Annotated in this window: 23 protein-coding genes; 14 read left to right on the forward strand and 9 right to left on the reverse strand. The window is 31.0% G+C overall.

From position 1 onward, the window contains the following. Window positions 1-41 precede the first annotated feature (41 nt). The 3 genes from ACFSSB_RS02110 to ACFSSB_RS02120 are packed head-to-tail and all read right to left on the reverse strand — an operon-like array spanning window position 42 to window position 2,956. Entirely contained in the window at window positions 42-668 is a 627-nt protein-coding gene (locus ACFSSB_RS02110; protein WP_379900457.1) for a response regulator transcription factor, read from the reverse strand. Further along, window positions 665-2,467 carry an ATP-binding protein gene (locus ACFSSB_RS02115; protein ID WP_379900459.1) on the reverse strand — a complete coding sequence of 601 codons (1,803 nt, stop codon included), beginning with the start codon at window positions 2,465-2,467 and terminating at the stop codon, window positions 665-667. Before ACFSSB_RS02115 ends, ACFSSB_RS02110 begins: the two co-directional genes overlap by 4 nt. A 57-nt stretch (window positions 2,468-2,524) precedes the next feature. After that, complete coding sequence (locus ACFSSB_RS02120) at window positions 2,525-2,956, reverse strand: hypothetical protein (protein ID WP_379900461.1); 432 nt, start codon at window positions 2,954-2,956, stop codon at window positions 2,525-2,527. Between the two features lie 414 nt (window positions 2,957-3,370). On the opposite strand from ACFSSB_RS02120, the gene ACFSSB_RS02125 reads away from it, so the two are divergent. Next, on the forward strand, window positions 3,371-3,757 hold the full coding sequence (locus tag ACFSSB_RS02125; protein WP_379900463.1) for a pyrophosphohydrolase domain-containing protein: 387 nt from the start codon (window positions 3,371-3,373) through the stop codon (window positions 3,755-3,757). A gap of 72 nt (window positions 3,758-3,829) precedes the next feature. Here the strand turns inward: ACFSSB_RS02125 and ACFSSB_RS02130 are convergent, their stop codons facing one another. Then, window positions 3,830-4,897 (reverse strand): branched-chain amino acid aminotransferase, encoded by a 1,068-nt coding sequence (locus ACFSSB_RS02130; protein ID WP_379900465.1) that lies wholly within the window; start codon window positions 4,895-4,897, stop codon window positions 3,830-3,832. A gap of 118 nt (window positions 4,898-5,015) precedes the next feature. On the opposite strand from ACFSSB_RS02130, the gene ACFSSB_RS02135 reads away from it, so the two are divergent. From ACFSSB_RS02135 to mnmD, 3 genes are read left to right on the forward strand one after another with little or no spacing between them, the layout of a single operon-like run. Next, on the forward strand, window positions 5,016-5,522 hold the full coding sequence (locus ACFSSB_RS02135) for a DUF4920 domain-containing protein (RefSeq protein ID WP_379900467.1): 507 nt from the start codon (window positions 5,016-5,018) through the stop codon (window positions 5,520-5,522). A gap of 5 nt (window positions 5,523-5,527) precedes the next feature. Continuing rightward, window positions 5,528-5,959, forward strand: a complete 432-nt coding sequence (locus ACFSSB_RS02140) for a hypothetical protein (RefSeq protein WP_379900469.1) — start codon at window positions 5,528-5,530, stop codon at window positions 5,957-5,959. 8 nt (window positions 5,960-5,967) lie between these two features. After that, on the forward strand, window positions 5,968-6,645 hold the full coding sequence (mnmD, locus tag ACFSSB_RS02145) for a tRNA (5-methylaminomethyl-2-thiouridine)(34)-methyltransferase MnmD (protein ID WP_379900470.1): 678 nt from the start codon (window positions 5,968-5,970) through the stop codon (window positions 6,643-6,645). Here the strand turns inward: mnmD and ACFSSB_RS02150 are convergent, their stop codons facing one another. After that, complete coding sequence (locus tag ACFSSB_RS02150; protein ID WP_379900471.1) at window positions 6,646-7,080, reverse strand: hypothetical protein; 435 nt, start codon at window positions 7,078-7,080, stop codon at window positions 6,646-6,648. A gap of 236 nt (window positions 7,081-7,316) precedes the next feature. Then, window positions 7,317-7,985: a YceI family protein gene (locus ACFSSB_RS02155; RefSeq protein ID WP_379900473.1), complete on the reverse strand. Its 669-nt coding sequence runs from the start codon at window positions 7,983-7,985 to the stop codon at window positions 7,317-7,319. A 160-nt stretch (window positions 7,986-8,145) separates the two neighbouring features. Here ACFSSB_RS02155 and ACFSSB_RS02160 point away from each other — a divergent pair, with 160 nt between their 5' ends. The 6 genes from ACFSSB_RS02160 to ACFSSB_RS02185 all read left to right on the forward strand — a co-directional run bounded on the left by ACFSSB_RS02160 (window position 8,146) and on the right by ACFSSB_RS02185 (window position 14,549). Beyond that, the gene (locus tag ACFSSB_RS02160; RefSeq protein WP_379900475.1) at window positions 8,146-8,670 is read left to right on the forward strand and encodes a nucleotide exchange factor GrpE; all 525 of its coding nucleotides are present in this window, start codon (window positions 8,146-8,148) and stop codon (window positions 8,668-8,670) included. A 137-nt stretch (window positions 8,671-8,807) separates the two neighbouring features. Further along, entirely contained in the window at window positions 8,808-9,932 is a 1,125-nt protein-coding gene (gene dnaJ, locus ACFSSB_RS02165) for a molecular chaperone DnaJ (RefSeq protein WP_379900477.1), read from the forward strand. Between the two features lie 374 nt (window positions 9,933-10,306). Continuing rightward, window positions 10,307-11,233 (forward strand): ABC transporter ATP-binding protein, encoded by a 927-nt coding sequence (locus tag ACFSSB_RS02170; protein WP_379900479.1) that lies wholly within the window; start codon window positions 10,307-10,309, stop codon window positions 11,231-11,233. 3 nt (window positions 11,234-11,236) lie between these two features. After that, a complete protein-coding gene (locus ACFSSB_RS02175; protein ID WP_379900481.1) occupies window positions 11,237-12,547 on the forward strand; it encodes an ABC transporter permease in 1,311 nt (436 codons plus the stop codon). A gap of 1 nt (window position 12,548) precedes the next feature. Beyond that, window positions 12,549-13,373: a mechanosensitive ion channel family protein gene (locus ACFSSB_RS02180; RefSeq protein ID WP_379900483.1), complete on the forward strand. Its 825-nt coding sequence runs from the start codon at window positions 12,549-12,551 to the stop codon at window positions 13,371-13,373. Between the two features lie 12 nt (window positions 13,374-13,385). Beyond that, on the forward strand, window positions 13,386-14,549 hold the full coding sequence (locus ACFSSB_RS02185; RefSeq protein ID WP_379900485.1) for a sigma-54-dependent transcriptional regulator: 1,164 nt from the start codon (window positions 13,386-13,388) through the stop codon (window positions 14,547-14,549). A gap of 80 nt (window positions 14,550-14,629) precedes the next feature. On the opposite strand, the gene ACFSSB_RS02190 is transcribed toward ACFSSB_RS02185, so the two are convergent. Then, complete coding sequence (locus ACFSSB_RS02190; RefSeq protein ID WP_379900487.1) at window positions 14,630-15,838, reverse strand: hypothetical protein; 1,209 nt, start codon at window positions 15,836-15,838, stop codon at window positions 14,630-14,632. 183 nt (window positions 15,839-16,021) lie between these two features. Here ACFSSB_RS02190 and ACFSSB_RS02195 point away from each other — a divergent pair, with 183 nt between their 5' ends. The 3 genes from ACFSSB_RS02195 to ACFSSB_RS02205 all read left to right on the forward strand — a co-directional run bounded on the left by ACFSSB_RS02195 (window position 16,022) and on the right by ACFSSB_RS02205 (window position 20,129). Continuing rightward, on the forward strand, window positions 16,022-16,900 hold the full coding sequence (locus ACFSSB_RS02195) for a PPK2 family polyphosphate kinase (RefSeq protein ID WP_379900489.1): 879 nt from the start codon (window positions 16,022-16,024) through the stop codon (window positions 16,898-16,900). Window positions 16,901-17,190: 290 nt separating this feature from the next. Beyond that, window positions 17,191-18,495 (forward strand): Na+/H+ antiporter NhaA, encoded by a 1,305-nt coding sequence (gene nhaA / locus ACFSSB_RS02200; RefSeq protein ID WP_379900491.1) that lies wholly within the window; start codon window positions 17,191-17,193, stop codon window positions 18,493-18,495. A 230-nt stretch (window positions 18,496-18,725) separates the two neighbouring features. Next, window positions 18,726-20,129, forward strand: coding sequence for a M20/M25/M40 family metallo-hydrolase (locus ACFSSB_RS02205; RefSeq protein ID WP_379900493.1), 1,404 nt, complete (start codon window positions 18,726-18,728; stop codon window positions 20,127-20,129). Between the two features lie 24 nt (window positions 20,130-20,153). On the opposite strand, the gene ACFSSB_RS02210 is transcribed toward ACFSSB_RS02205, so the two are convergent. Further along, window positions 20,154-20,663: a nuclear transport factor 2 family protein gene (locus ACFSSB_RS02210; RefSeq protein ID WP_379900495.1), complete on the reverse strand. Its 510-nt coding sequence runs from the start codon at window positions 20,661-20,663 to the stop codon at window positions 20,154-20,156. Window positions 20,664-20,977: 314 nt separating this feature from the next. On the opposite strand from ACFSSB_RS02210, the gene ACFSSB_RS02215 reads away from it, so the two are divergent. Beyond that, window positions 20,978-21,967, forward strand: coding sequence for a T9SS type A sorting domain-containing protein (locus ACFSSB_RS02215; protein ID WP_379900497.1), 990 nt, complete (start codon window positions 20,978-20,980; stop codon window positions 21,965-21,967). A 61-nt stretch (window positions 21,968-22,028) separates the two neighbouring features. Here ACFSSB_RS02215 and lysA read toward each other — a convergent pair whose 3' ends face one another. Continuing rightward, window positions 22,029-23,273: a diaminopimelate decarboxylase gene (gene lysA / locus ACFSSB_RS02220; RefSeq protein ID WP_379900499.1), complete on the reverse strand. Its 1,245-nt coding sequence runs from the start codon at window positions 23,271-23,273 to the stop codon at window positions 22,029-22,031. Between the last annotated feature and the right edge of the window lie 106 nt (window positions 23,274-23,379).

Consider the following 23,379-nt stretch of genomic DNA (forward strand, 5'->3'; position numbering starts at 1 on the left):
TGGGGATTTTTTAAAATGATAAGAAGTTAATACCTGTGTGTTTATAAAAAGGTGTACTTTTTCTCTAAAGCATAACGCATTAATTCCCCTTTACCTTTAAGGCCAAGAATGCGTATCATATTTTTTCTATGTGTATCTACAGTATGAATACCTATAAAAAGTTGCTCGGCAATTTGGCGTGAAGTTTTACCTTGTGCTACTAGTTGTAAAATTTCTATTTGGCGTTTGGTTAAAAGGCCTTTTTTAGCATTGTTTTTATCTGCACCAAGCGCATTGGTGTCAATGTTTTTATCTAAGTATGTTTCTCCTTTATAAACGGTTTTAATAGCTTGTAAAACTTCTGTTAAGGAGGAGTTTTTTAATATATATCCTTTAGCGCCTGCGTCTAACATTTGCTCTATGGCATCCATTTGGTCAAACATAGAAAAAGCTAAAATTTTAGTGGTAGGAAACTCTTTCATTATTATTTTTGTAGCTGCAATGCCATCTAGTTTGGGCATGCGTATATCTGTAATAATGACATTTGGTTGTTTTAGTCTTACAATTTCTAATAAATGTTCTCCATCATTTGCAGTTCCAATTATAGAGATGTCTTCTTCGTATTTTAATAATAATTGTAATCCGTCAATTAAGGATTGGTGGTCTTCTGCAATGGCTAGTCGTATCATAATGGTATGTCTATTATTATGGTTGTACCTTGGTTCTTTTCAGACTCAATAGTCATTTTTCCTTCTAAGTGCTCTACACGTTTATCAATACTGTGAATTCCCATTCCCTTTTTAGAAATGTTTTTTTGGTTAAAGCCAATACCATTATCTTCTATCATAATGTTAAGGCTGTCTTCATGATTTGTTAAACTTATGGTAGCTTGTGTTGCTTGTGCATGTTTAATGATGTTAGTGGTTAGCTCTTGAATGATTCTAAAAATAGTAAGTTCTAAACTGTTTTCTAGTCTGTTTTCTAAGCCATGATCTGCTACCTCTATTTGAATTTTATTTAAGGCAGAAATTTTATTAGCCATTTCATGTATTGCTTTTAGTAACCCTTGTTTAGCAATTACACCAGAGTTTTTAGCATGTGCTATGCTTCTTACTTTTTGATATGCTTGGTCTAAAAGCGCATTTGTTCTATCAAAAAGGTCTTCTGATTGTTTTTCTTTTAAGGAGTTAAAGTGCAGTTTTACTGTAGCCATGAGTCCGCCAAGATCATCATGCAAATCATTAGCAATGCGTTGTCTTTCTTTTTCTTGACCTGCAATCATGGCATCAATACTAGAGAGTTCTTGTTCTTTAAGAAGTGTGCTTACTTTTTGTTTTTGTATTTCTTGTTCTTGTTCTGCTAGTAGTTGTTTTCGTTTTGTGTTTTTATTAATTAAAAAGGCGGTAATACTACCAAAAAGTAACACAAACAAAGAAGCAATTAATAGGTTTTGGTTTTGTTTTCGTTTTGCTTCGCTTTCTAGGTGGTCTGCTCTTAGTCTTTGGTTATCGTATTGTTCTTTAATTTTAGCAACAGCAATATGTTGTTCTTCTGTTTTTAGGCTATCTGATAAAAGGTTGTACTCTTTTAAATTTTTATATGCTAATTCAAAATCATTCATTTGCTCATAAAGTGCGGCTAAATTTTCTTTAATAAGCGATTTATTAAACACTGCATTACTTAAGCTTTTAACGCTATCTGCTTTCATATAAAAGTTTTTAGCTGTAATAAGTTTACCTTTTGATTTGTATGAAGTAGCAATGTTTAAGTAGGTGTTAAAATAATTTTCTGGAGTTGCATGTGCAGGACTCTTATTTATAAAATCTAATTTCTTTTTATAATAATAAATAGCCGAATCTGAATTTTCAATAACCGTTTCATACAGTACACCAAGATTACTATAGGTATATAAAATATAGGTGCTATCTTTTTTTGTGAACTTAGAATGGAGTAATTGGTTAAAATGTTTTATAGAATTGCTAGTTTGATCTCTAAACAAATAATAATTACCAAGTAAGAACAGATGAATTTTTTGAAAATAGGAGTTGTTATAGGTTGTCGATTTATCTCTTAATGCATTCAGGTAATTTATGTTATAATAATTGTCATCATTATAATCATAAGATTGTGCTAATGCAGATAAACTGTATAACGTGGTTAGGCTGTCTTTAGCATGTAATGAAAGTTGGTAGGCTTCGTTACTTTTTTTAAAAAATAAAGAATCGTTATTTGTAATCTTATGTAAAAAACCTTCAAAATAAAGCAGTTTGCTTTTTTTTTGATTGGCTATTGTGTGCTTGTTTTTAAGGATATTAAGATAATTGCGCATAGAGTCAATTTCTCTTAGTCTACTAAAATAGATTAACTTAAAAAACGCTTGCTCTTTGGTGTCTTTTAGGTTTTTAAGTTTTTGTTCTAATTGCACTAAAGGCGTTGTATTGTCAAAATAGTAATAGGTAGAGTCGTTTTGTGCAAAACAAAAAGACATACTACAAGTTACTATTGCTATTTTTATTAGACGCTTTATCAACTTTTTACAATTATATTAATAACAGGTTGGGTTGTTGAAAGGAGATCCTTGCACTACCGAAGTTTTCTTTTTTGTTAGTAGTTCTTCAGTATCACAGGCTTCATAAGTAACAATAATAATAAGTTTTGATTGTGGGTTTTTAGATAAGCCTTTTGCGGTATCTTGTTTTAAAGTTACTTTAGAGGTATTGCCATTTCCTCCAGTACAAGTATAGGTAATGGTGTTACCAGATTGGCTTTTAGCGCTAAGTTTACCACCATCTGGTATTATTACTTCCCAAGATGCTGTACCTGTTTCTGTGTTATATTCGCATTTATTGGTTATGGCACAAGGGTTTTCGCAAAAAGATGTTTTTAAATCCATTGTGCTTTCTTTAGAACCCAAACAAGAGACGTTGAAATGGAATACAATAAAAGACAGAATTAGAAAAGATAGTTTCGTTTTCATAAAAAAGAACTGGTTAGGTTAGAATAATAGCGTAAATCTCTCATAAATAGAGATATGTAAATATACCCATTACTAGGTATTTTAAAAATATTACGCATTATTTCTTTTAGTCTAAAGAAAAAATAGGTAGAAAACGAAATTAATTATTGAATTACTTAAAGAAGTATTTAATAGATACAATAAATAGAATAAAGCAAATAAAAGCGAGTAAAACCCAAATGCTTCCTTTGTAGTAACGTTTGTGTAATTTTAAGTCTTTTCGGTAAGTGTACACAAGCGCTATAATAAATGCGATTGCAAATAAAATTCCGAAAACCATTTGACCATTACTAAACATATCTATACTTTTATGCAAAATTAAGAAACAAAACCATAAGATTTCCGTTTTTATGGAAAGGAAAAATAAAAATTTATATGAAAAATAAAATTGAAGCAGTAAAAGCATTTCATACTGCTTTTAAAATAGGGCATAGAGAAGCGCCAAAAGCAGATTTAGGAGAAGCTAAAAACACGCTTCGTTTTAATTTAATGAAAGAGGAAAATGAAGAATACCTTGAAGCAGCAAATAATAATGATTTGGTTGAGGTTGCTGATGCTTTAGGAGATATGTTGTATATACTTTGTGGTACTATTATAGAGCATGGTATGCAAGATAAAATAGAAGAGGTATTTAATGAAATACAACGAAGCAACATGAGTAAGCTTGGGGAAGACGGACAGCCTATTTACAGAGAAGACGGAAAAGTACTTAAAGGTCCAAATTATTTTAAACCGAATATTTCTGAGATATTAGATAAATAAAAAGAAAGTATACCAAATAAAAAAAGAGAAGCAGTAGCTTCTCTTTTTTTTATCTTGTAAATAAGATAGGTGTTATATTTTATAACGCCATCCGTGTTTATCTTCTGCAATATTGTATTGTATATCCATAAGTTGTCTTTTAAACATACCATGATAAGTATTTTCTGGTTCTACAACATCAAAAACTTCTTCTCCATGTTTAAACGCAGAAATAGGGCTAACCACTGCAGCAGTACCACTACCAAAAATTTCTTTTAAACTTCCGTCTTTGGCAGCTTCTTTAATTTCTTTAACTGTAACAGGACGTATATCTACTTCAATATTATTGTCTTTAGCAATTTGAATGATACTCTTTCTAGTAATACCATCTAAAATTCTATCACTTGTAGGCGCAGTAACTAGTTTATCATTTATTCTAAAAAAGATATTCATAGTTCCAGCTTCTTCTAAGTATTCGTGCGTATTTGCGTCTGTCCAAATTACTTGATGAAAACCTGTTTCTTGTACTAGTTTTGTTGGGTAAAACTGTGCAGCATAATTACCAGCAGCTTTAGCAAAACCAACACCACCATCTGCAGAACGACTATATTTTTCTGCTATAACCACTTTTATTTTGTCTTTATAATAAGCTTTAACAGGAGAGCAAATAATCATGAATTTGTACTCCTCTGCTGGAGATGCAGAAATTGCAGGCTCTGAAGCAATAATAAAAGGTCTAATATAAAGCGCGTTACCGTCTCCTTTTTTTACCCATTCCTTATCTAATTTTAATAAGGTTTCTAATCCATTAAAAAAGTATTCTTTTGGAAATTCTGGCATTGCTAGTCTTTTAGCAGAAATGTTTATTCTGTTAAAATTATCTTCAGGCCTAAATAACCATACAGCATCTTTATCGTCTTTAAAGGCTTTCATTCCTTCAAAAACAGCTTGCCCATAATGAAAAACCCTTGCAGAAGGATCAATTGTTAGTGGCTGATAAGGTGTTATTTCTGGTGTTTGCCATTTTCCATCTTTAAAATCGCAAGAAAACATATGATCGGTAAACACACGACCAAAATCTATATTATCAAAATCTACATCTTGTATTTTTGAGCTTTCTGCTTTTACTATTTTCATTTCGTTTACAATTGTATTACTCATATTTAATAGCTGTTTAATTCCTACAAAAATACAGAATTATAGTGGTATAAAAAAGATTAATTATTTTTTAAAAAAGCACTACCTTTAGGGCAAAATATTCAAAATCAATTTTATTACAATGAAAAAAATTATATGTATTACCGCACTTCTATCTGTGTTTGTAGCTTGTAAAGAAGAGGCTAAAAAAGAAACTGTTGTAGCTCCAGAAGCAAAAGAAATTAGCTACGCATCTTTTGGGAAAGAAATTAAAGCAGATGATGCTTTGTCTTCTGCGTCTATGACAGCGCAATATGAAAAAATGGAAGTTGGCGATAGTATAAACACTAAAATGAAAGCCAAAGTAGATGCGGTTTGTCAAGCTAAAGGATGTTGGATGAAATTAAATTTAGACAATGGTGAGCAGGTAATGGTTAAATTTAAAGACTACGGTTTTTTTATGCCTAAAAACATTGCAGGACAAGAAGTTATTGTAAATGGTAAAGCATATGTAAATGAAGTGCCTGTTGAAGAACTTCGTCATTATGCTGCAGATGCAGGAAAAACCGAAGAAGAGATTGCACAAATAACAGCAGCAGAAAAAACTTATTCTTTTGAGGCTGATGGTGTTTTAATTGTTGAAGAATAATTACAATGAAACATGTACTATTGTTTTTTTGTTTTACTTTTTTACTAAGTTGTACTAGTAAAACAAAACAAGAAGAAACTAAAGAAAAAAAGGTGTATGATATGTATGAGCCATCAGAAATGGCAATACTCATGAACCAGATGTATGCACATAACTTAAAAATTAAAAAAGAAATTCTTGCAGGTGAAATACCTACAGAGTTTCCTACCGATTTTTTAAATATTCATACAGCAGAACTTTCTGATTTTAAAGCTAGAAACCAAAAATTTCAATCCTTTTCCGCACTATTTGTGTCGGCAGAAAAAGAAATTTTCAATACAGCATCTAGTCTTCCTATTGAAGATAGATTTAATAATGCTGTAAATGTATGTATCTCTTGTCATCAAACAGAATGTACAGGACCTATACCAAGAATTAAAAAACTACTAATACAATAGTTGTTCTTTTGAAACGTAAAATAATTATTACTGAAGACGGTTCTACAACTATTCATATTCCAGAATGGAATGAACAATATCATTCTACACATGGTGCTATTCAAGAAGCACAGCATGTATATATTAAAAACGGATTGCATTATTATATAGATACTAACCAAGCAAAGCCTATTTCTATTCTTGAAATAGGCTTTGGTACTGGTTTAAATGCTTTTATGACCTTGCTAGAGGCCGAAAGATTGCAGCTTAATATTACCTATAAAGGCGTAGAGGCTTTTCCTGTTTTAGCAACAGAGTTAAAGCAATTAAACTATGTTTCGCAATTAAATGCATTACATCAAGAAGCTGCTTTTAATAAGTTACATGCCATACCTTGGGAAAATAAAGCAGCAATTACTAAGTATTTTGATTTAATAAAAGAGCAGAAAGATTTTTCGGAAATAAGCGAAAAGAACGCTTTTGATATTATTTATTTTGATGCTTTTGGCGCAGAAGTACAACCAGAATTATGGACAGAAGCAATTTTTAAAAGCATGTATACAGCATTAAAAGAGAATGGTGTTTTGGTAACTTATGCCGCAAAAGGCAGTGTAAAAAGAGCCTTAAGAAATGTTGGTTTTAATTTAAAACGTTTGCAAGGACCTCCAGGAAAAAGGCATATGCTTAGAGCTACAAAAGTACTGTAATTAATTGGTGCCTACTAAGGTGTCTCTTTTTTTGCATTGCGAGTAGTAGTGCTCATACATTCCTGTAATGGTTTTATAAAAAGAAATCTTGTCTTTATAATTTACTATATACTTACAGCTACCTTCTAATTCTGCCATTTTTTGAAACGCTAAAAGAATCGTGCCTTTATCTTCTTTAAGCATATCTAAAGCAGTTAGTATATTCCAGTAGTGAATTACATTGTAATTGCTAACCTCATTATTTAAAGATTTTTTAGTTTCTGCAATCACGTATTCGGCAAAGCTAAAATGGTCATTGGTTACCGATTTTTTTTGTTCTGGTTTGTAGGTAAAAAAATCAGTTTCAAAATTAGCGAAACTTAAGGTGTTAGACTCTTGGCTAAATGCTGTTGAGATATAGGTAAATACAAATAAAAAGGTAAAAATAAATTTCATTACGTAATTTTAAATTTAAGGCTTCATTTTCCATAATTATGGGAAATAAATATAACATACTAATTTATAAAAAGTACACTTAATGTAAGGATACGTGTTAATTATTCGATAAACTACAAGTATATTCCGTATTTAACGGTTAAGTGGTTGTAAATTATTGTTTTATACTTAACTGTGAGCAAAAATAAAGCCATACTTAAAAAAGTATGGCTTTATAAAAATATAAATAGATGTAATTAAGCTTTTTTAGCTTTAACAGTTATTTTTAACTCCATTTCATCATTAATAAACTTGTCTCCAAGGTTATCAAAAATTGTTTTAGAACCATAGTTAATTCCCCATTTTGTTCTATCAATAGAAAAAGCATCACTTGTAATAGTAATAAAATCACCTTCTGTAGTAATTGTTACAGGAAAAGTAACATTATGTTTGTTTCCTTTTAAAGCTAAATTACCAGAAAGCATTGTTTTACCAGCTTCGGCAGCCTGAGTTCCTGTAATTTCAAAAGCTCCACTTGGGAATTTGGTAACATCAAAAAAGTCACCTTCTTTACCTTCAACAGTACCTTTTAAATGCGCTTCTAAATTCTTTTTTTGATCTCCTTCAACATCTATAGCGTTTATAGAGGTCATGTCAATTAAAAAAGTACCACTTTGCAAAGTTCCATTATCTACATGAAAAACACCACTTTCAATAGCTACAGTACCATTATGTGTACCAGTTGGTTTAAAACCTTTCCACTCAATAGTAGATTCTGTTACATTAGCAACATATTTTTGGGTAGTGCTTTCGCTTACAGCAGCAGCTTCGGCTTCACTTGTGTTTGCTTCTTTTGCTTTTTTACAACCAACTACAGCAGTACATAATGCAATAACCGTAAAAATATTTAAAACTTGTTTTTTCATAATTATTATTTGTTTTTTAGTGTTAAATAACAAAAATACAAATTGTTAAACTAGTTAAATAAAAAATAACTAAAAAAAAATCAATGACATTTTGACATTTTTATAATAATGGCAGTACTTTTGCCATCTTTAAAAAAGTATTTAAAATCTAGGTACAAAAATGAGCAAGAAAAATAAAGAAGAAGTTATAGAAGAGCAAGTTGAACAAACCACAGCAGAAACCCAAGAGTTATCTGTTGAAGAGCAACTACAAGGAGAATTACAACAAGAAAAAGATAAGTTTTTACGTCTTTTTGCTGAGTTTGAAAACTATAAAAAGCGTACTTCTAAAGAACGTATTGAGTTGTTTAAAACTGCAAGTCAAGATGTAATGGTGTCACTTTTACCTATTATAGACGATTTTGAGCGTGCTATAACGCATATTGACGAAGATAAAGAAGCAGAAGAATTACGTAAAGGAGTACATTTAATTTATCAAAAATTACTTTCTACCTTAGAGCAGAAAGGATTAGAGGCTATTAAAGTAGAAAAAGGAGATGCCTTTAATGCTGATGATCATGAGGCAATTACTCAAATTCCTGCACCTTCAGAAGATTTAAAAGGAAAAGTAATTGATGTAGTAGAAAAAGGATACCGATTAGGAGAAAAAGTAATCCGTTATCCAAAAGTTGTAATAGGACAATAAAACAGTATGCTGTTGGTAATTAATTACTACAACAGTATGCAGAATCTGCAAATTAAAATAAATAAGTATTCAGTAAAAGGTATACAGAAATCGTAAAAGCGTAGACTGTTACTACAAAACTGAAAGCTAAAAGAACTATGGCAAAGAGAGATTATTACGAAATATTAGGAGTAAGTAAAAGTGCAACAGCTGCAGAAATAAAAAAAGCCTACAGAAAAATGGCTTTAAAATTTCATCCAGATAAAAATCCAGATGATAAAGATGCAGAATCTAAATTTAAAGAAGCTGCAGAAGCTTATGAAGTTTTAAGTAATGCAGACAAAAAAGCACGTTATGACCAATTTGGGCATCAAGCATTTGATGGCTCTGGTGGTTTTGGTGGTGGCGGAAACATGAATATGGATGACATATTCAGCCAGTTTGGAGATATTTTTGGTGGCGCTTTTGGCGGAGGAGGAGGCTTCTCTGGTGGTTTTGGCGGAGGAGGTCAACGTAGAGTTAAAGGTAGTAACCTTAGAATTCGCGTAAAACTAACGCTAGAAGAAATTGCTAATGGTGTAGAAAAGAAAATAAAAGTAAAACGTAAAGTTCAAGCTCCTGGTACTACCTATAAAACTTGTTCTACTTGTCATGGTACAGGTCAAGTTACTAGAGTTACCAATACTATTTTAGGAAGAATGCAAACAGCTGCTACATGTAATGCTTGTGGTGGAGCAGGACAAACTATAGATAAAAAACCAGCAGATGCAGATGCACATGGTTTAATTATTAAAGAAGAAACGGTTTCTATTAAAATACCTGCAGGTGTTGTAGATGGTATGCAACTTAAAGTAGCCGGAAAAGGTAACGAGGCTCCTGGAAATGGTATTTCTGGAGATATGTTAGTAGCTATTGAAGAGCAAGCACATGAAAGCTTACAACGTGAAGGTGATAATTTACATTATGATTTATATGTAAGTCTTCCAGATGCTGTTCTTGGTACTTCAAAAGAAATAGATACAGTAACAGGTAAAGTGCGTATTAAAGTAGAAGCAGGTGTACAATCTGGTAAAATTTTACGCTTACGCGGAAAAGGAATACCAAGCATTAATGGATATGGTAAAGGAGATTTACTAGTACATGTAAATGTATGGACGCCTAAAACTTTAAATAAGCAACAAAAAGATTTCTTTGAAACGATGCGTGATGATGAGCATTTCATGCCTAAACCAGAAAGCACAGATAAATCTTTTTTTGAAAAAGTAAAAGACATGTTTTCATAGTAAAACTATGCAAAAGATAAAAATTCCACTTCCTGAAGTGGAATTTTTTTATAAAGAATTTTGAACTAATCTTGTTACATTAACATTTATTTAGCAAAAAATAGTATATTTGATTATCACTAATTAATTTTAGTGGTAATTTTTCTTTTTCATAGCAATTTTTTCCCATCCTTTCACCACAAGTAAAAGGGTGGGTTTTGTTTTTTATGGCAATTCTTGTCTGTACTAAATGCTATCTTCATTATACTGCTACTTTAAACTCTTTTTGGTATCTTTAAATTTAAAATATAGCATGCTAATCCATGTAACATTTTCTATATTTACAACCCTTATATATTACCAATAAAGAAGTTTGGTATTACTAAAAATAAATTATGAAAAACCTCTTAGAAGCACATGCAGTTTCTAAAAACTTTGGAGATTTTACAGCGTTAAACAACGTATCCATTGCAGTACCAAAAGGAAGCATTTTTGGTTTATTAGGACCTAATGGAGCTGGAAAAACAACATTAATACGTGTTATAAACCAAATTACCATGCCAGATGCTGGTCATGTAATTTTAGACGGAGAACCACTACAAGCCCATCATGTGCAGAATATTGGTTACTTGCCAGAAGAACGTGGTTTATATAAATCGATGAAAGTAGGAGAGCAAGCTTTATACCTAGCACAATTAAAAGGTTTAAGTAAAGCTGAAGCAAAAAAAAGATTAAAATATTGGTTTGAACGTTTAGAAATAGGCGATTGGTGGAACAAAAAAATTCAAGAGCTTTCTAAAGGAATGGCGCAAAAAATACAGTTTGTGGTAACTGTGTTGCACGAACCAAAACTGTTAATTTTTGATGAGCCTTTTTCAGGATTCGATCCTATAAACGCCAATTTAATTAAAGACGAGATTTTACATTTAAAAGACAATGGTGCAACCGTAATATTTTCTACACATAGAATGGAGTCTGTAGAAGAACTGTGTGATCATATTGCCTTAATTCATCAGTCTAACAAAATATTAGATGGTAAGCTAACAGATATTAAAAGACAATATAAAACCAATACCTTTGAGGTTGGTATAAAAACAAGTGATAAAATAGCACTTGCTGAAACGATATCGAAAAAATTTGATACCTCACTTACCGATTTTAAATCGTTAAACGATGAGTTAAAACTAAATATAAAGCTTAGCCAAAACGAAACCGCAAACCATTTATTAAGCTATTTAACTACTAAAGGAGAAGTGTCTCATTTTGTAGAGTTAATACCTAGTGCTAACGATATTTTTATTCAAGCAGTTAAGAATAATTAATTTATGAACCATTTACCACTTATTATAAAACGCGAGTATTTAACAAAAGTTAAAAACAAATCGTTTATTATTATGACTATTTTAAGTCCTATTATTTTTATAGCACTTATTGCAGTTGTAGCTTACTTATCGCAATTAAATAACAATAAAACGAGAACCATTTCTGTATTAGATGCATCTGGTTTGGTTACCGAAATTTTTCAGAATACAGAGCATACTACTTATAATATACTTAGTAATGTGTCTTTAGACGAAGCAAAAACTATTGTAGAAGAAGCAGGAACTTATGGTTTGCTATATATACCAAAGCAAGATAGTATTGCAGCTATAGTAACGCATATTAAATTCTACTCTAAAGAAACACCTTCTTTGTCTGTAATGACTGGTTTAGAAAGCAAGTTAGAAAACAAATTAAGAGACGTTAAGTTACAGCAACAAGGTATAGATTTAAGTAAGTTATCCGCATCAAAAACTAGTGTAAATATTGCACAAGAAAGTTTTATAGGCGAGAAAACCTCTAAAATAGATAGTTATTTTAAATTAGGTTTTGGTCTAGCAGCAGGATACTTACTATTCATGTTTATTATTATTTATGGTAACATGATTATGCGAAGTATTATAGAAGAAAAAACAAGCAGAATTATAGAAGTTATCATTTCATCTGTAAAACCAATACAATTAATGCTTGGTAAAATTATAGGAACCTCTTTAGCAGGAATTACACAATTTGTAATTTGGATTCTTATAGGAAGCATTTTAATGACTGTAGTTTCTGCAATTTTAGGTATAGACCTTATGCAACAATCACCACAGCAAGAAATGATGCAGCAAGCTATAGATAACCCAGAAGTAGCAGTAGAAATGCAAAATGCAATGCTTGCTTTCTGGAACTTACCCATAGCAAACCTTGTCTTTGCATTTATCTTCTTTTTTATAGCTGGTTACTTGTTATACAGTTCTTTATATGCCGCAATTGGTGCAGCTGTAGATAACGAAACAGATACACAACAATTTATGTTTCCTATTATCATGCCATTAGTTTTAGCGGTTTATATTGGTATTTTTACTGTTATAGAAGATCCTCATGGTACGGTTTCTACGGTGTTTTCATTTATACCATTTACTTCACCTGTAGTGATGTTAATGCGTATTCCTTTTGGTGTTCCTATTTGGCAACAAATAGTATCTTTTTTATTATTAATTGGTACTTTTATGCTAACGGTTTGGTTTGCAGCAAAAATATACCGAGTAGGTATTTTAATGTATGGAAAAAAGCCTAGTTATAAAGAAATTATAAAATGGATTAAGTATTAATATGAATGAAATAAAAAACATATTAAAAAAGTCTATTAAAATAAGTCAAGATGTTGAAATAAGCGTACAAAACATATTGCTCTTGGTTGTTATTTTAATATTGGCAACCATTGTTTTAAGAATTCTAAGGCGTTTAATAACGAGAAAGTTACCAGACGAAGATAAGTTAAAATTTAAAGCTGTTTTTTCTTATGCTACTTGGTTTAGTTATGTTATTATAGTTCTTGTTACTTTACATGCTGTAGGTGTAAACGTTACAGGTGTTTTTGCCGCATCTGCTGCATTACTTATTGGTATAGGTTTGGCATTACAAACCCTGTTTCAAGACATTATTTCAGGTATATTTATTTTAATAGACCAATCGGTTCATGTAGGTGATATTATAGAATTAGATGGAAAAGTAGGACGCGTAGAGGAAATTAAATTACGTACCACAAGAGCTATAACCATAGACAATAAAGTCTTGGTGATACCTAACCATTTGTTCTTGTCTAATAGCTTGTTTAATTGGACGCAAAACGGAACCACCACAAGGGAAAGTGTTGAGGTTGGTGTAGCCTATGGTAGTGATGTGCAGTTAGTAAAAGAGTTGCTTTTGCAAGCCGCTTCTAACCATAAATTGGTTTTAAAACATCCAGCACCTTTAGTATTATTTACTAATTTTGGAGATAGTTCGTTAAATTTTAAATTGGTTTTTACGTTAAATGATAGCTTTCAAGCCTCTATTCCTAAAAGCGATATACGTTTTGAAATAGATAGACTATTTAGAGAAAACAATATATCTATACCTTTTCCTCAAAGAGATATTCATATTATTCAGAAATAAAAAAAATATAAGATGCCTAAAATATTAGTAATTGAAGATGAAGCAGCAATTAGAAGAGTATTAGTAAAAATACTTTCTGAAGAAAATGATACCTATACCGTTGAAGAAGCGGAAGATGGTTTAGTAGGAATCGAAAAAATTAAGAAAGAAGATTATGATCTAGTACTTTGTGATATTAAAATGCCAAAAATGGATGGTGTTGAAGTGTTAGAAGCTACTAAAAAAATAAAACCAGAAACACCAATGGTTATGATTTCTGGTCATGGTGATTTAGATACTGCAGTAAATACAATGCGTCTAGGTGCTTTTGATTATATTTCTAAGCCACCAGATTTAAATCGTTTATTAAATACTGTACGTATTGCTTTAGATAGAAAAGAGCTTGTTGTAGAAAATAAAAGGCTAAAAAAGAAAGTTAGCAAAAACTACGAAATGATTGGTAATAGTGATGCTATCAATCAAATTAAAGAAATTATTGAAAAAGTAGCACAAACAGATGCACGTGTGTTAATTACTGGTCCTAACGGAACAGGAAAAGAATTAGTAGCGCATTGGTTACACCAAAAAAGTGATCGTTCTAAAGGTGCAATGATAGAGGTAAACTGTGCAGCAATACCAAGTGAACTTATAGAAAGTGAACTTTTTGGACATGTAAAAGGAGCGTTTACAAGTGCCAATAAAGACCGAGCAGGTAAATTTGAAGCTGCAAATGGAGGAACCATTTTTTTAGATGAAATTGGTGATATGAGTCTTTCTGCACAAGCAAAAGTACTTCGTGCTTTACAAGAAAGTAGAATACAGCGTGTTGGTAGTGATAAAGATATTAAAGTAAATGTAAGAGTAGTTGCTGCAACCAATAAAGACTTGAAAAAAGAAATTGAAGAAGGTAGATTTCGTGAAGATTTATACCACAGACTGGCAGTAATTTTAATAAAAGTTCCTGCTTTAAATGATAGAAGAGATGATATTCCGTTATTAATAGAATATTTTGCAGGAAAAATTGCGAACGAGCAAGGCACTGCAAAAAAAGGTTTTTCAGCAAAGGCTATCAAATTATTACAAGAATATGATTGGACAGGAAACATACGTGAGTTACGTAATGTGGTAGAACGTTTAATTATTCTTGGTGAAAAAGAAGTGAGTGAGAAAGACGTAAAAATGTTTGCTAGTAAGTAAATTATAAAACACTTTAAAGTTTAAAAAAGACACTACACACGTAGTGTCTTTTTTTGTTAGTAATAGAAGCTCTTGGTATTTTAAATTTTAAAAAGCACAGCAACTCCTGTTTGTATATCTGGATTGTTATTTACGGTAAGGTCTTGTTGTATATAAAAGGTAGTGGTAATCTTTCTGGTAAAAGAATATAACAAAGTCCAATAATTAGTGTTTTTATATAAGTTGGTAGTACCAATTCCCCAAGCATCATGTACCTCTGGATGCCTAATAGGTATAATATAATCTAGTTCTTTTCTTTTATTAAAGCTTGTTTGTATGTAAAAGTCTAAACCAATAGTATGCGTAGTTCCCTTTTTAGATATAGTAGCATACTCTAAAGCGCTTTCAAAAAAAGCAAGATACTTATTGGTTCCAAATATTAGATTGTCTTTTTTTAGCTGCAAGGCATTTTTTCTTAAGGAGCCTAAACTAGCTCCTATTTGAGAGTAGTTTCTGTTATTAAAAGGTATTTTTTTTACCGCATTTATAGATACACCTAAGTCTATTGAGGTGTTATACTTAGATAGGTTTGTGCCAAGGTGAGTGCCAATATTTATAAAATAATTTTTATTAGTTAGCCATTCGGGATAATAATAGCAGGTAGTTTCTATTCCGCTAATAAAAACATCGTTTTTTTTCAGTTTTGCAGTATTGCCATTTCTGTCTGTATATGTAATTCCTGCTTCATTTAATTGAAAAACTTTTCTGTCAAAAGGATCTTTTCCTCCTGCAATTTTGCTATGAAAATCTTCAATAAATGTATCGCTTGTAAAAATAGAAAAAGGCTGTTTTCCATTAGAAAGCATGGCAAGACGTAAGGCTATTACTATTTCTTTGTTTTTCTTTAAATTAATAGCAAGATTAGCCTTAATATTTTTAATAACACCGTCTATTTGCAATTGAAAAATTTCTGCATCTAATTCTTCTACGTTAAAATGATATTGCCTTAAGTCCCAGTTGTATTTTTCTGCTTCCTTTCTTGTGGCTTCATTTTTAGGGATATATGTAGTTACAGGTGGTCCCCAAACATTAGCGCTTTCTAAGCTAATGGTCAGCATACTATGTTTGGTAGCATGCGTTTTAAAGTTTCCTTGAAGTCTTGAAAAAAAGATACCAAAAGGATGCGAAGATAAAATACTAGGTTTTGTAATTCCGTTTTTTATGGTAGTAGGTATCACATCTTCTTGTTGCGAAAAAGCAATAAACGGAAACAGTACTAGTAGAAATAAATATAAATAAAAGGTTTTCATGATTAATTAGCTAATCTTAAAATTACAATATTTATAACAAACTGAATTACAGTTGTTTATATGTGTTGTTTGTGTTTGTATAGGAAGAAAGGAATAGAACGAGTAGCTATACTATTTTGTAGTAGAATTTATATTAATAAAAAATATTAATATCTTTAAACATAACTTAAAATGTCCATACCATTGAAAAACATAAAAATAAAAGACTTTAAAATACAATCAGAAATAGAGATTTCTAACCTACAAACTGCTTTTGACTTAAAAGCAGATGAAGAAGATATCAAAGACGAATTAAAAAAAGTAAGACGTAAACTTGGCGAGTTACAAGATACTCTTTATGCACATGGTAAATATGCCGTTTTAGTATGCTTTCAAGGTATGGATACTGCAGGAAAAGACAGTTTAATTCGTGAAGTGTTTAAAGATTTTAATGCTAGAGGAGTAGTAGTACACAGTTTTAAAGTGCCAACATCTTTAGAGTTAAAACATGATTTTTTATGGCGTCATTATATAGCGTTACCAGAACGTGGTAAGTTTGGTGTTTTTAATAGAACCCACTATGAAAATGTACTTGTTACAAGAGTACATCCAGAATATGTTTTAGGTGAACATTTACCAAAAGTAAATACTTTAGAAGATATTGATGATGCTTTCTGGAACACGCGTTTTAAACAGATAAATGATTTTGAAAAACATATAACAGAAACAGGAACAATTATTTTTAAATTCTTTTTAAACCTATCTAAAGAAGAACAGAAAAACCGTTTACTACGTCGTTTAAATAAAAAATCTAAAAACTGGAAATTCTCTCCAGGAGATATAGAAGAACGTAAACTTTGGGATGCATATCAAGAATGTTATGAAGATGCTATAAACAGAACCTCTAAGCCACATGCTCCTTGGTTTAATATTCCTGCAGATGATAAAGCAACAGCACGATATATTGTTGCTAAAATAATGTATGATACCTTAAAAAAATATAGTGATATTAAAGAACCAGAGTTAGATGATGCTGTAAAAGCTAATATTGAACATTATAAAGAAGAACTTAGTAAAGAGTAGTTTCTAGAACGTTTATTTTGGGTGTAATAATGAGTTTAAAAAAATAGGTTTAAGTAATTTTATTGCGTAAATATTAAAACGGTTAAAAAAATATAGGTTTATTATAAAATACAGGCTAAAACTTTAAGAATATTATAAGAAAATAGACTTTATGGTTTCCTGATTTATTGTTATTTTACTGCAAAAACTAAGTAGTTGCTATTTTGTTGTTTTTAATTTTATTTTAAAATTTCAACAGGGAAAAAGCAACTTTCTTTTATGTAAATAATACCAATATTTAACCGTTTTATATGATAAAAAAAATTATTCTCACACCATTTCAAAAATTTATAAAAATAGAAAGTTTAAGTGGTATCCTACTACTTGTAACTACTCTAATAGCGCTTCTTTGGGCCAACTCACCATATGCAGACAGTTATCAATCGCTTTGGCAATATAAAGTTGGATTTAGCACACCTTTTTTTGAATTACAAAAACCACTGATTTTATGGATTAATGATGGTTTAATGGCTATTTTCTTTTTCCTTATTGGATTAGAAATAAAAAGAGAATTTTTAATAGGAGAACTAAACTCGATGAAAAAAATAGCGTTTCCGCTTTTTGGAGCTTTAGGAGGTATGTTAGTTCCTGTTTTGTTTTTCTTATTCTTAAATGATAACCCAGAAACACTTAAAGGTTGGGGAGTTCCTATGGCAACAGATATCGCCTTTTCTTTGGCTGTTTTAAATGTATTAGGTAGTCGTGTTCCTTTAAGTTTAAAAATATTTTTAACCGCATTTGCTATTGTTGATGATATAGGAGCCGTTTTAGTAATAGCCTTATTTTACAGTAGTAATATTGATTTAACGCTACTATTTAGTGCTTTCTCCTTATTGGCAATACTGTACTTTATAGCATATAAAGGTTTTTACTCTAAATACCTTATTGTAGGCTTTGGTGTAATTATCTGGACACTATTTTTAAAAGCAGGTATTCATCCTACTTTAGCAGGAATTTTATTGGCTTTTTCTGTTCCTGTTAGACAAAAAGTAGACACACCAGAATTTATAAATAACCTAGTGGAAATAGCAGATAAAATTAAAAATGCTAGAATCACTGAAGATCCTGTTTTAACTAAAGAGCAAATTGAAGAAATAGATAATCTAGAATATTGGACAGAGAGATACCAATCTCCATTACAGCGTTTAGAGCATAATTTACATGGTTGGATTGCTTATTTTATTATTCCCATATTTGCGCTTGCCAATGCAGGAGTTGCCTTTAATAATGCGGTTGCTTTAGATGTGCAACTTATAACTAATTTAATTATTTGTTTGGTAGTAGGTAATAGTGTAGGAATTCCGACGGTTATTTTTATAGCAAAAAAATTAAAGTTTATTGAGGTACCAGAAGATATTGGCGTACAACAAATAATAGGAGTTGCGTTTTTAGCAGGAATAGGGTTTACAATGTCTATTTTTATTTCCGGATTGGCTTTTCAAGATGCACCAATGTATATGGATTCTGCAAAAATTGGTATTCTAATAGGATCCTTTATTTCCGCTATTATTGGGTTTACCATTTTAAGATGGAATACCTCTAAAGTGCCAGAATAGATTATAGTTTGGTAGTACTCCTGTTCAATGAATAATTTTAAATGCTTCATTGTCTAAAGTGTTATTAAAGTGTTGTTTAGATATCTTGATCTAGCAGTTTGCAAAAGGGATTAAAATAGAAAGTAGTTGCTGTTTTAAAAAGAGCATTATTTATACTTTCTTTAAGAATTCCTATTTTATAGAAATAGTACCTTTAAACTTTAATTTACATTGCCTAAAATTGATTACGTATGAAAAAAATAATCCTACTCCTTTTTGCATTACATGCTATGGTAAGCTATTCGCAAACCGATGAAGAAAACCTAAAAGAAATATATAAACAAGCATTAACCAATGGTAAAAGCTACCAATGGTTAGATTATTTGTCTAATCAAATAGGAGGACGCTTATCTGGATCTTTACAAGCAGAACTAGCTGTGCAATGGGGAAAAAAAGAATTAGAAAAACTAGGATTAGATAAAGTTTGGTTACAAGAGGTAATGGTGCCAAAATGGGTTCGTGGAGCCAAAGAATATGCATTTATAGAATCTTCTAAAAAGCAAACTACCAATGTTAATATTTGTGCTCTTGGTGGTTCTGTAGCTACCAATCCACTAGGCTTAAAAGCTAAAGTGATAGAGATTCAAAATTTTGAAGAACTAGAAAAACTTGGTGAAGAACAAATAAAAGGCAAGATTGTATTTTATAACAGACCTATGCAAGAAGATTTAATTAGCACTTTTAATGCTTATGGTGGCTGTGTAAACCAACGTTATCAAGGTGCTGTTGAAGCACAAAAATATGGTGCAGTTGGTGTTATTGTGCGCTCTATGACTTTGCGTTTAGATGATTTTCCGCATACAGGAAGTATGACTTATGATAATTTACCATTAGAAAAAAGAATTCCTGCAGCAGCAATTAGTACCAATGATGCCGAACTGTTAAGTACCTCGTTACAACTAGATGCAGATTTAGAGTTTTATTTTAAACAAAGTTGCTCGCAATTTAGAGATGTATTGTCTTATAATGTTATTGGTGAAATCACAGGAAGCGAATTTCCTAAGGAGTATATGGTAATAGGAGGTCATCTTGATTCTTGGGATTTAGGTGATGGTTCTCATGATGATGGAGCAGGAGTTGTGCAATCTATGGAGGTTTTAAGATTATTAAAAGCATCTGGTATTACACCAAAAAGAAGTATTCGTGTTGTTTTATTTATGAATGAAGAAAACGGATTACGTGGCGGAAAAAAATATGCAGAAGAAGCAAAACGTAAAGGGGAAAACCACGTGTTTGCGCTTGAAAGTGATGCAGGAGGATTTACACCAAGAGGTTTTAGTTTTGATTGTAGTGATGCTAACTTTAATCAAGTACTAAGCTGGAAACCTTTGTTTAAACCGTATCTTATTCATTATTTTGAAAAAGGAGGAAGTGGAGCAGATGTTGGTCCTTTAAAAACAGATAATAATGTATTAGCAGGATTGCGTCCAGACTCACAACGTTATTTTGATCATCATCATGCGGCTACTGATACTTTTGATGCTGTAAATAAACGCGAACTTGAACTTGGCGCAGCAACTATGGCTTCGTTAGTGTATTTGTTTGATACCTATGGTACCAACCCTTTACCTAAGCAAAGTGCGGTTAAAAACTAAATTTAAAAAGCAGGTGCTATTTTGTTAATTAATAAAAATAGTATCTGCTTTCTTCATATTTTCTAATCGTTGTAGCTCTAATACTAACTGGCTCGCATCCCAATAACCGTATTCAAGTGCTATTTTTTTTCCAATAAATTGATAGGTTATATGCACAGGCATTTCAATTTTTTTGTTGTTTTCTAAGAGATTACCTTCCCAAATTCCCCAAAAATTCACCCATTTTTTTCCGTTATCATCGGTAACCATTTCAAACTCTCGTCGGTTTTCTTCAAAAGCTCTAGTTAAAAAGCTAGAATCATTTTTTTTGTGATATTCAGGTAAACTTTTAGCTGTAAAATACAGGTTTCTTGTATTGTAATATACCTTAGCTGTATCTGCATAATGCATGGTTAAGCTATCCCATTTTTGGTAGTCGTAATTATTTATTACAGACTTAACAATGTCTATTTCTGGTGAGTCTTGCGTGTAACGTGGTTTGTTACAAGAAACCAGTACTAGTAGTAATAATACTATTGCAATTAAATTTTTCATGAAATTATAGTTTAAGTTAATAAAGCTTTTTCATAAAGAAATAGGAAAGCTAAAAATGGTGTAAACGTGAGGCTTTACTTATTTTAAGTACGCGTAATGTATTACATAAATATACAAAATTTTAATGTTATTACTGTGCATTTAATTGATTTTCATGTGTTTGTGCTGCTTGTTTTTAGCATGTTTGTGGGTTTGTAGTTAATACAGCAAGTTATTTTACAGTTAAACGTTTTTAGTGGTCTTTTATGGTATAATTATAGCTTGTCTAATTCCTTTTCGTATTTTTATTTTACTATTAATCAATCCTTTATAAAATGAAAAGAAAACTACTTTTTTTAGCTTGTCTAATAACTAGCTATACTTTTGCGCAAAGTATTAGCACTTTTAACAGTGTTAATAATTCAGAATATGCTATTGTTGAAGGCACTATAGATCATAGTGTCACAGGAATGAATGCTACATGGAGTTTTACCGACTTAACAACCACAGAAAGCTCTATAGATACTTATGTTTTACCAACAGCAGCTCAACTTACTACTTTTCCTAATACTACCAATGTGTTTGTTAATACCGCTGGTATTTATGAAAGAAGTGTCTTATTAAGTGAAAGTGGAGGACTGCTTTCTATAACAGGAATAATAACGGACGACTTAACCTTAAATTATAATGATGATAATGCGTTAATTGGTGCCTTTCCTCTAAGTTTTGGTTATACTAATACCGATGATGTAGCAGGAACATTTACTTCAGATACATCTGGTGATTTTGATGGAAATATTATAAAAACGGTAGATGCTTATGGAACTTTAAATTTAAATGATGTAGGAGCAGGAGCTTACAGCGGAAGCGTTACTAGATTAAAAATAGTACAAAATGCATCATTAAGTTTACCTCCTATTTTTCCAAATGCTGGGACTGCAACGCAAATATCGTACTATTATTATGACAATAGTAACGGAAACTTGGTTTTTAGAACCAATATTTTAAGCTATAGTATACCTCTTTTTAATATTGAAGAGTCAAGTACTGTTAATGAAAGTCTGTTAACTAATTTACTGCATGTTAAAGAAAACGAAATAAGTTCTTTTTCTATAGTACCAAACCCAGTACGTTCTATTTTAAACATACATTTAGAAACTGCAGCAGCAATAAAAACAGTTACTGTTTATGATGTAAACGGAAGAAGAGTATTACAAAGTAATTATGCATCTTCAATAGATGTAAGTGCACTACAAACAGGTATGTATATTGTACAAGTAGAAACAGATACAGCAATACGTACTAAAAAGTTTATTAAAAATTAAAATAAGCTTTTGTTTATAATGCAAAAAAAATGCGCTTCCATTAAGAAGCGCATTTTTTAATTTATTTTGATTTCTTTTTATCAGAAATCTCTATTTCAATTTGATTGTTAAGTATATCATCAAAAGTTTCTCTTTTTCGTATTAAATGTGCTTTGTTATTTAGCCAAAGTACTTCTGCAGGACGATAACGCGAGTTGTAATTGCTAGACATAGAGTAACAATATGCTCCAGCATTTTTAAAAGATAAAATATCTCCTTCGTTAATTTCTGCAATACGTCTGTTGTTTGCAAAAGTATCCGTTTCGCAAATGTAGCCCACTACGCTATAAAAACGCTCTCTTCCCTTTGGGTTAGAAATGTTTTCAATTTCATGTTGCGATCCATAAAGCATAGGTCTTATTAAATGGTTAAAACCAGAATCTACTTGAGCAAAAACGGTTGATGTAGTTTGTTTTACCACGTTTACTTTAACTAAAAACTGACCAGCTTCACTCACCAAAAATTTTCCAGGCTCAAAACCTAAGGTTAATTCTTTACCATAAGCAGCACAAAACTCGTTAAAACGTTTTGAAAGTTTATCGCCAAACTCTTCAATATTGGTTTCAATATCTCCTTCTTTATAAGGTACTTTAAAACCAGAACCAAAATCGATAAATTCTAATTCTTTAAAGTTTTTAGCTGTTTCAAACAAAATTTCACTTGCATATAAAAACACATCAATATCTAAAATATCACTTCCTGTATGCATGTGAATACCATTAATATGCATTTTTGTGTTTTCTACAATACGAAGTATATGTGGTATTTGGTGTATAGAAATTCCAAATTTACTATCAATATGTCCTACAGATATATTGGTATTTCCTCCAGCCATTACATGCGGATTTATACGAATACAAACAGGCGTTTTTGGATGTTTGGTACCAAACTGCTCTAAAATAGAAAGGTTATCTATGTTAATTTGAACACCAAGTTTTGCTGCAGTTTCAATTTCTTCTAAAGAAACACCGTTAGGTGTAAAAATTATTTGATCTGGAGTAAAACCAGCAGTAAGCCCTAATTTTACTTCTTGAATAGAAACAGTGTCTAATCCTGCTCCTAGAGATTTCATTAATTTTAAAATAGAAATATTGGACAATGCTTTAACAGCATAATTAAGTTTTACCTGCTTTACTTTTTTAAATGCCGAAGTTAAACGCGTATATTGAAAACTAATCTTTTCTGCATCGTAAACATAAATAGGACTACCAAAATCCTTTGCTATTTCTAATAATTTGCTGTTTTGCATGTGTAATTTTTTTTTCAAAGATATTTTTTTCTTCTTGTTTAAAAACTAAAACAACATATTATTACATATTTAAAACAATTTGTTAATTATTTAACAAATTAAGTTTTTTAAGTACGCTTCGTTT

It is taken from the genome of Lacinutrix gracilariae, from assembly GCF_042684485.1.
GTDB classification, from domain to species: domain Bacteria; phylum Bacteroidota; class Bacteroidia; order Flavobacteriales; family Flavobacteriaceae; genus Oceanihabitans; species Oceanihabitans gracilariae.

Bases quoted from the DNA above. Each gene is read 5' to 3' on its own strand.
- ACFSSB_RS02205 (WP_379900493.1), top strand. From the start codon at position 18,726: ATGAAAAAAATAATCCTACTCCTTTTTGCATTACATGCTATGGTAAGC.
- ACFSSB_RS02210 (WP_379900495.1), bottom strand. From the start codon at position 20,663: ATGAAAAATTTAATTGCAATAGTATTATTACTACTAGTACTGGTTTCT.
- ACFSSB_RS02170 (WP_379900479.1), top strand. From the start codon at position 10,307: ATGAAAAACCTCTTAGAAGCACATGCAGTTTCTAAAAACTTTGGAGAT.
- ACFSSB_RS02180 (WP_379900483.1), top strand. From the start codon at position 12,549: ATGAATGAAATAAAAAACATATTAAAAAAGTCTATTAAAATAAGTCAA.
- ACFSSB_RS02115 (WP_379900459.1), bottom strand. From the start codon at position 2,467: ATGTCTTTTTGTTTTGCACAAAACGACTCTACCTATTACTATTTTGAC.
- ACFSSB_RS02125 (WP_379900463.1), top strand. From the start codon at position 3,371: ATGAAAAATAAAATTGAAGCAGTAAAAGCATTTCATACTGCTTTTAAA.
- ACFSSB_RS02140 (WP_379900469.1), top strand. From the start codon at position 5,528: ATGAAACATGTACTATTGTTTTTTTGTTTTACTTTTTTACTAAGTTGT.
- ACFSSB_RS02150 (WP_379900471.1), bottom strand. From the start codon at position 7,080: ATGAAATTTATTTTTACCTTTTTATTTGTATTTACCTATATCTCAACA.
- ACFSSB_RS02155 (WP_379900473.1), bottom strand. From the start codon at position 7,985: ATGAAAAAACAAGTTTTAAATATTTTTACGGTTATTGCATTATGTACT.
- ACFSSB_RS02215 (WP_379900497.1), top strand. From the start codon at position 20,978: ATGAAAAGAAAACTACTTTTTTTAGCTTGTCTAATAACTAGCTATACT.
- ACFSSB_RS02175 (WP_379900481.1), top strand. From the start codon at position 11,237: ATGAACCATTTACCACTTATTATAAAACGCGAGTATTTAACAAAAGTT.
- nhaA (WP_379900491.1), top strand. From the start codon at position 17,191: ATGATAAAAAAAATTATTCTCACACCATTTCAAAAATTTATAAAAATA.
- ACFSSB_RS02190 (WP_379900487.1), bottom strand. From the start codon at position 15,838: ATGAAAACCTTTTATTTATATTTATTTCTACTAGTACTGTTTCCGTTT.
- ACFSSB_RS02185 (WP_379900485.1), top strand. From the start codon at position 13,386: ATGCCTAAAATATTAGTAATTGAAGATGAAGCAGCAATTAGAAGAGTA.
- dnaJ (WP_379900477.1), top strand. From the start codon at position 8,808: ATGGCAAAGAGAGATTATTACGAAATATTAGGAGTAAGTAAAAGTGCA.
- ACFSSB_RS02130 (WP_379900465.1), bottom strand. From the start codon at position 4,897: ATGAGTAATACAATTGTAAACGAAATGAAAATAGTAAAAGCAGAAAGC.
- ACFSSB_RS02135 (WP_379900467.1), top strand. From the start codon at position 5,016: ATGAAAAAAATTATATGTATTACCGCACTTCTATCTGTGTTTGTAGCT.
- ACFSSB_RS02160 (WP_379900475.1), top strand. From the start codon at position 8,146: ATGAGCAAGAAAAATAAAGAAGAAGTTATAGAAGAGCAAGTTGAACAA.
- ACFSSB_RS02120 (WP_379900461.1), bottom strand. From the start codon at position 2,956: ATGAAAACGAAACTATCTTTTCTAATTCTGTCTTTTATTGTATTCCAT.
- ACFSSB_RS02110 (WP_379900457.1), bottom strand. From the start codon at position 668: ATGATACGACTAGCCATTGCAGAAGACCACCAATCCTTAATTGACGGA.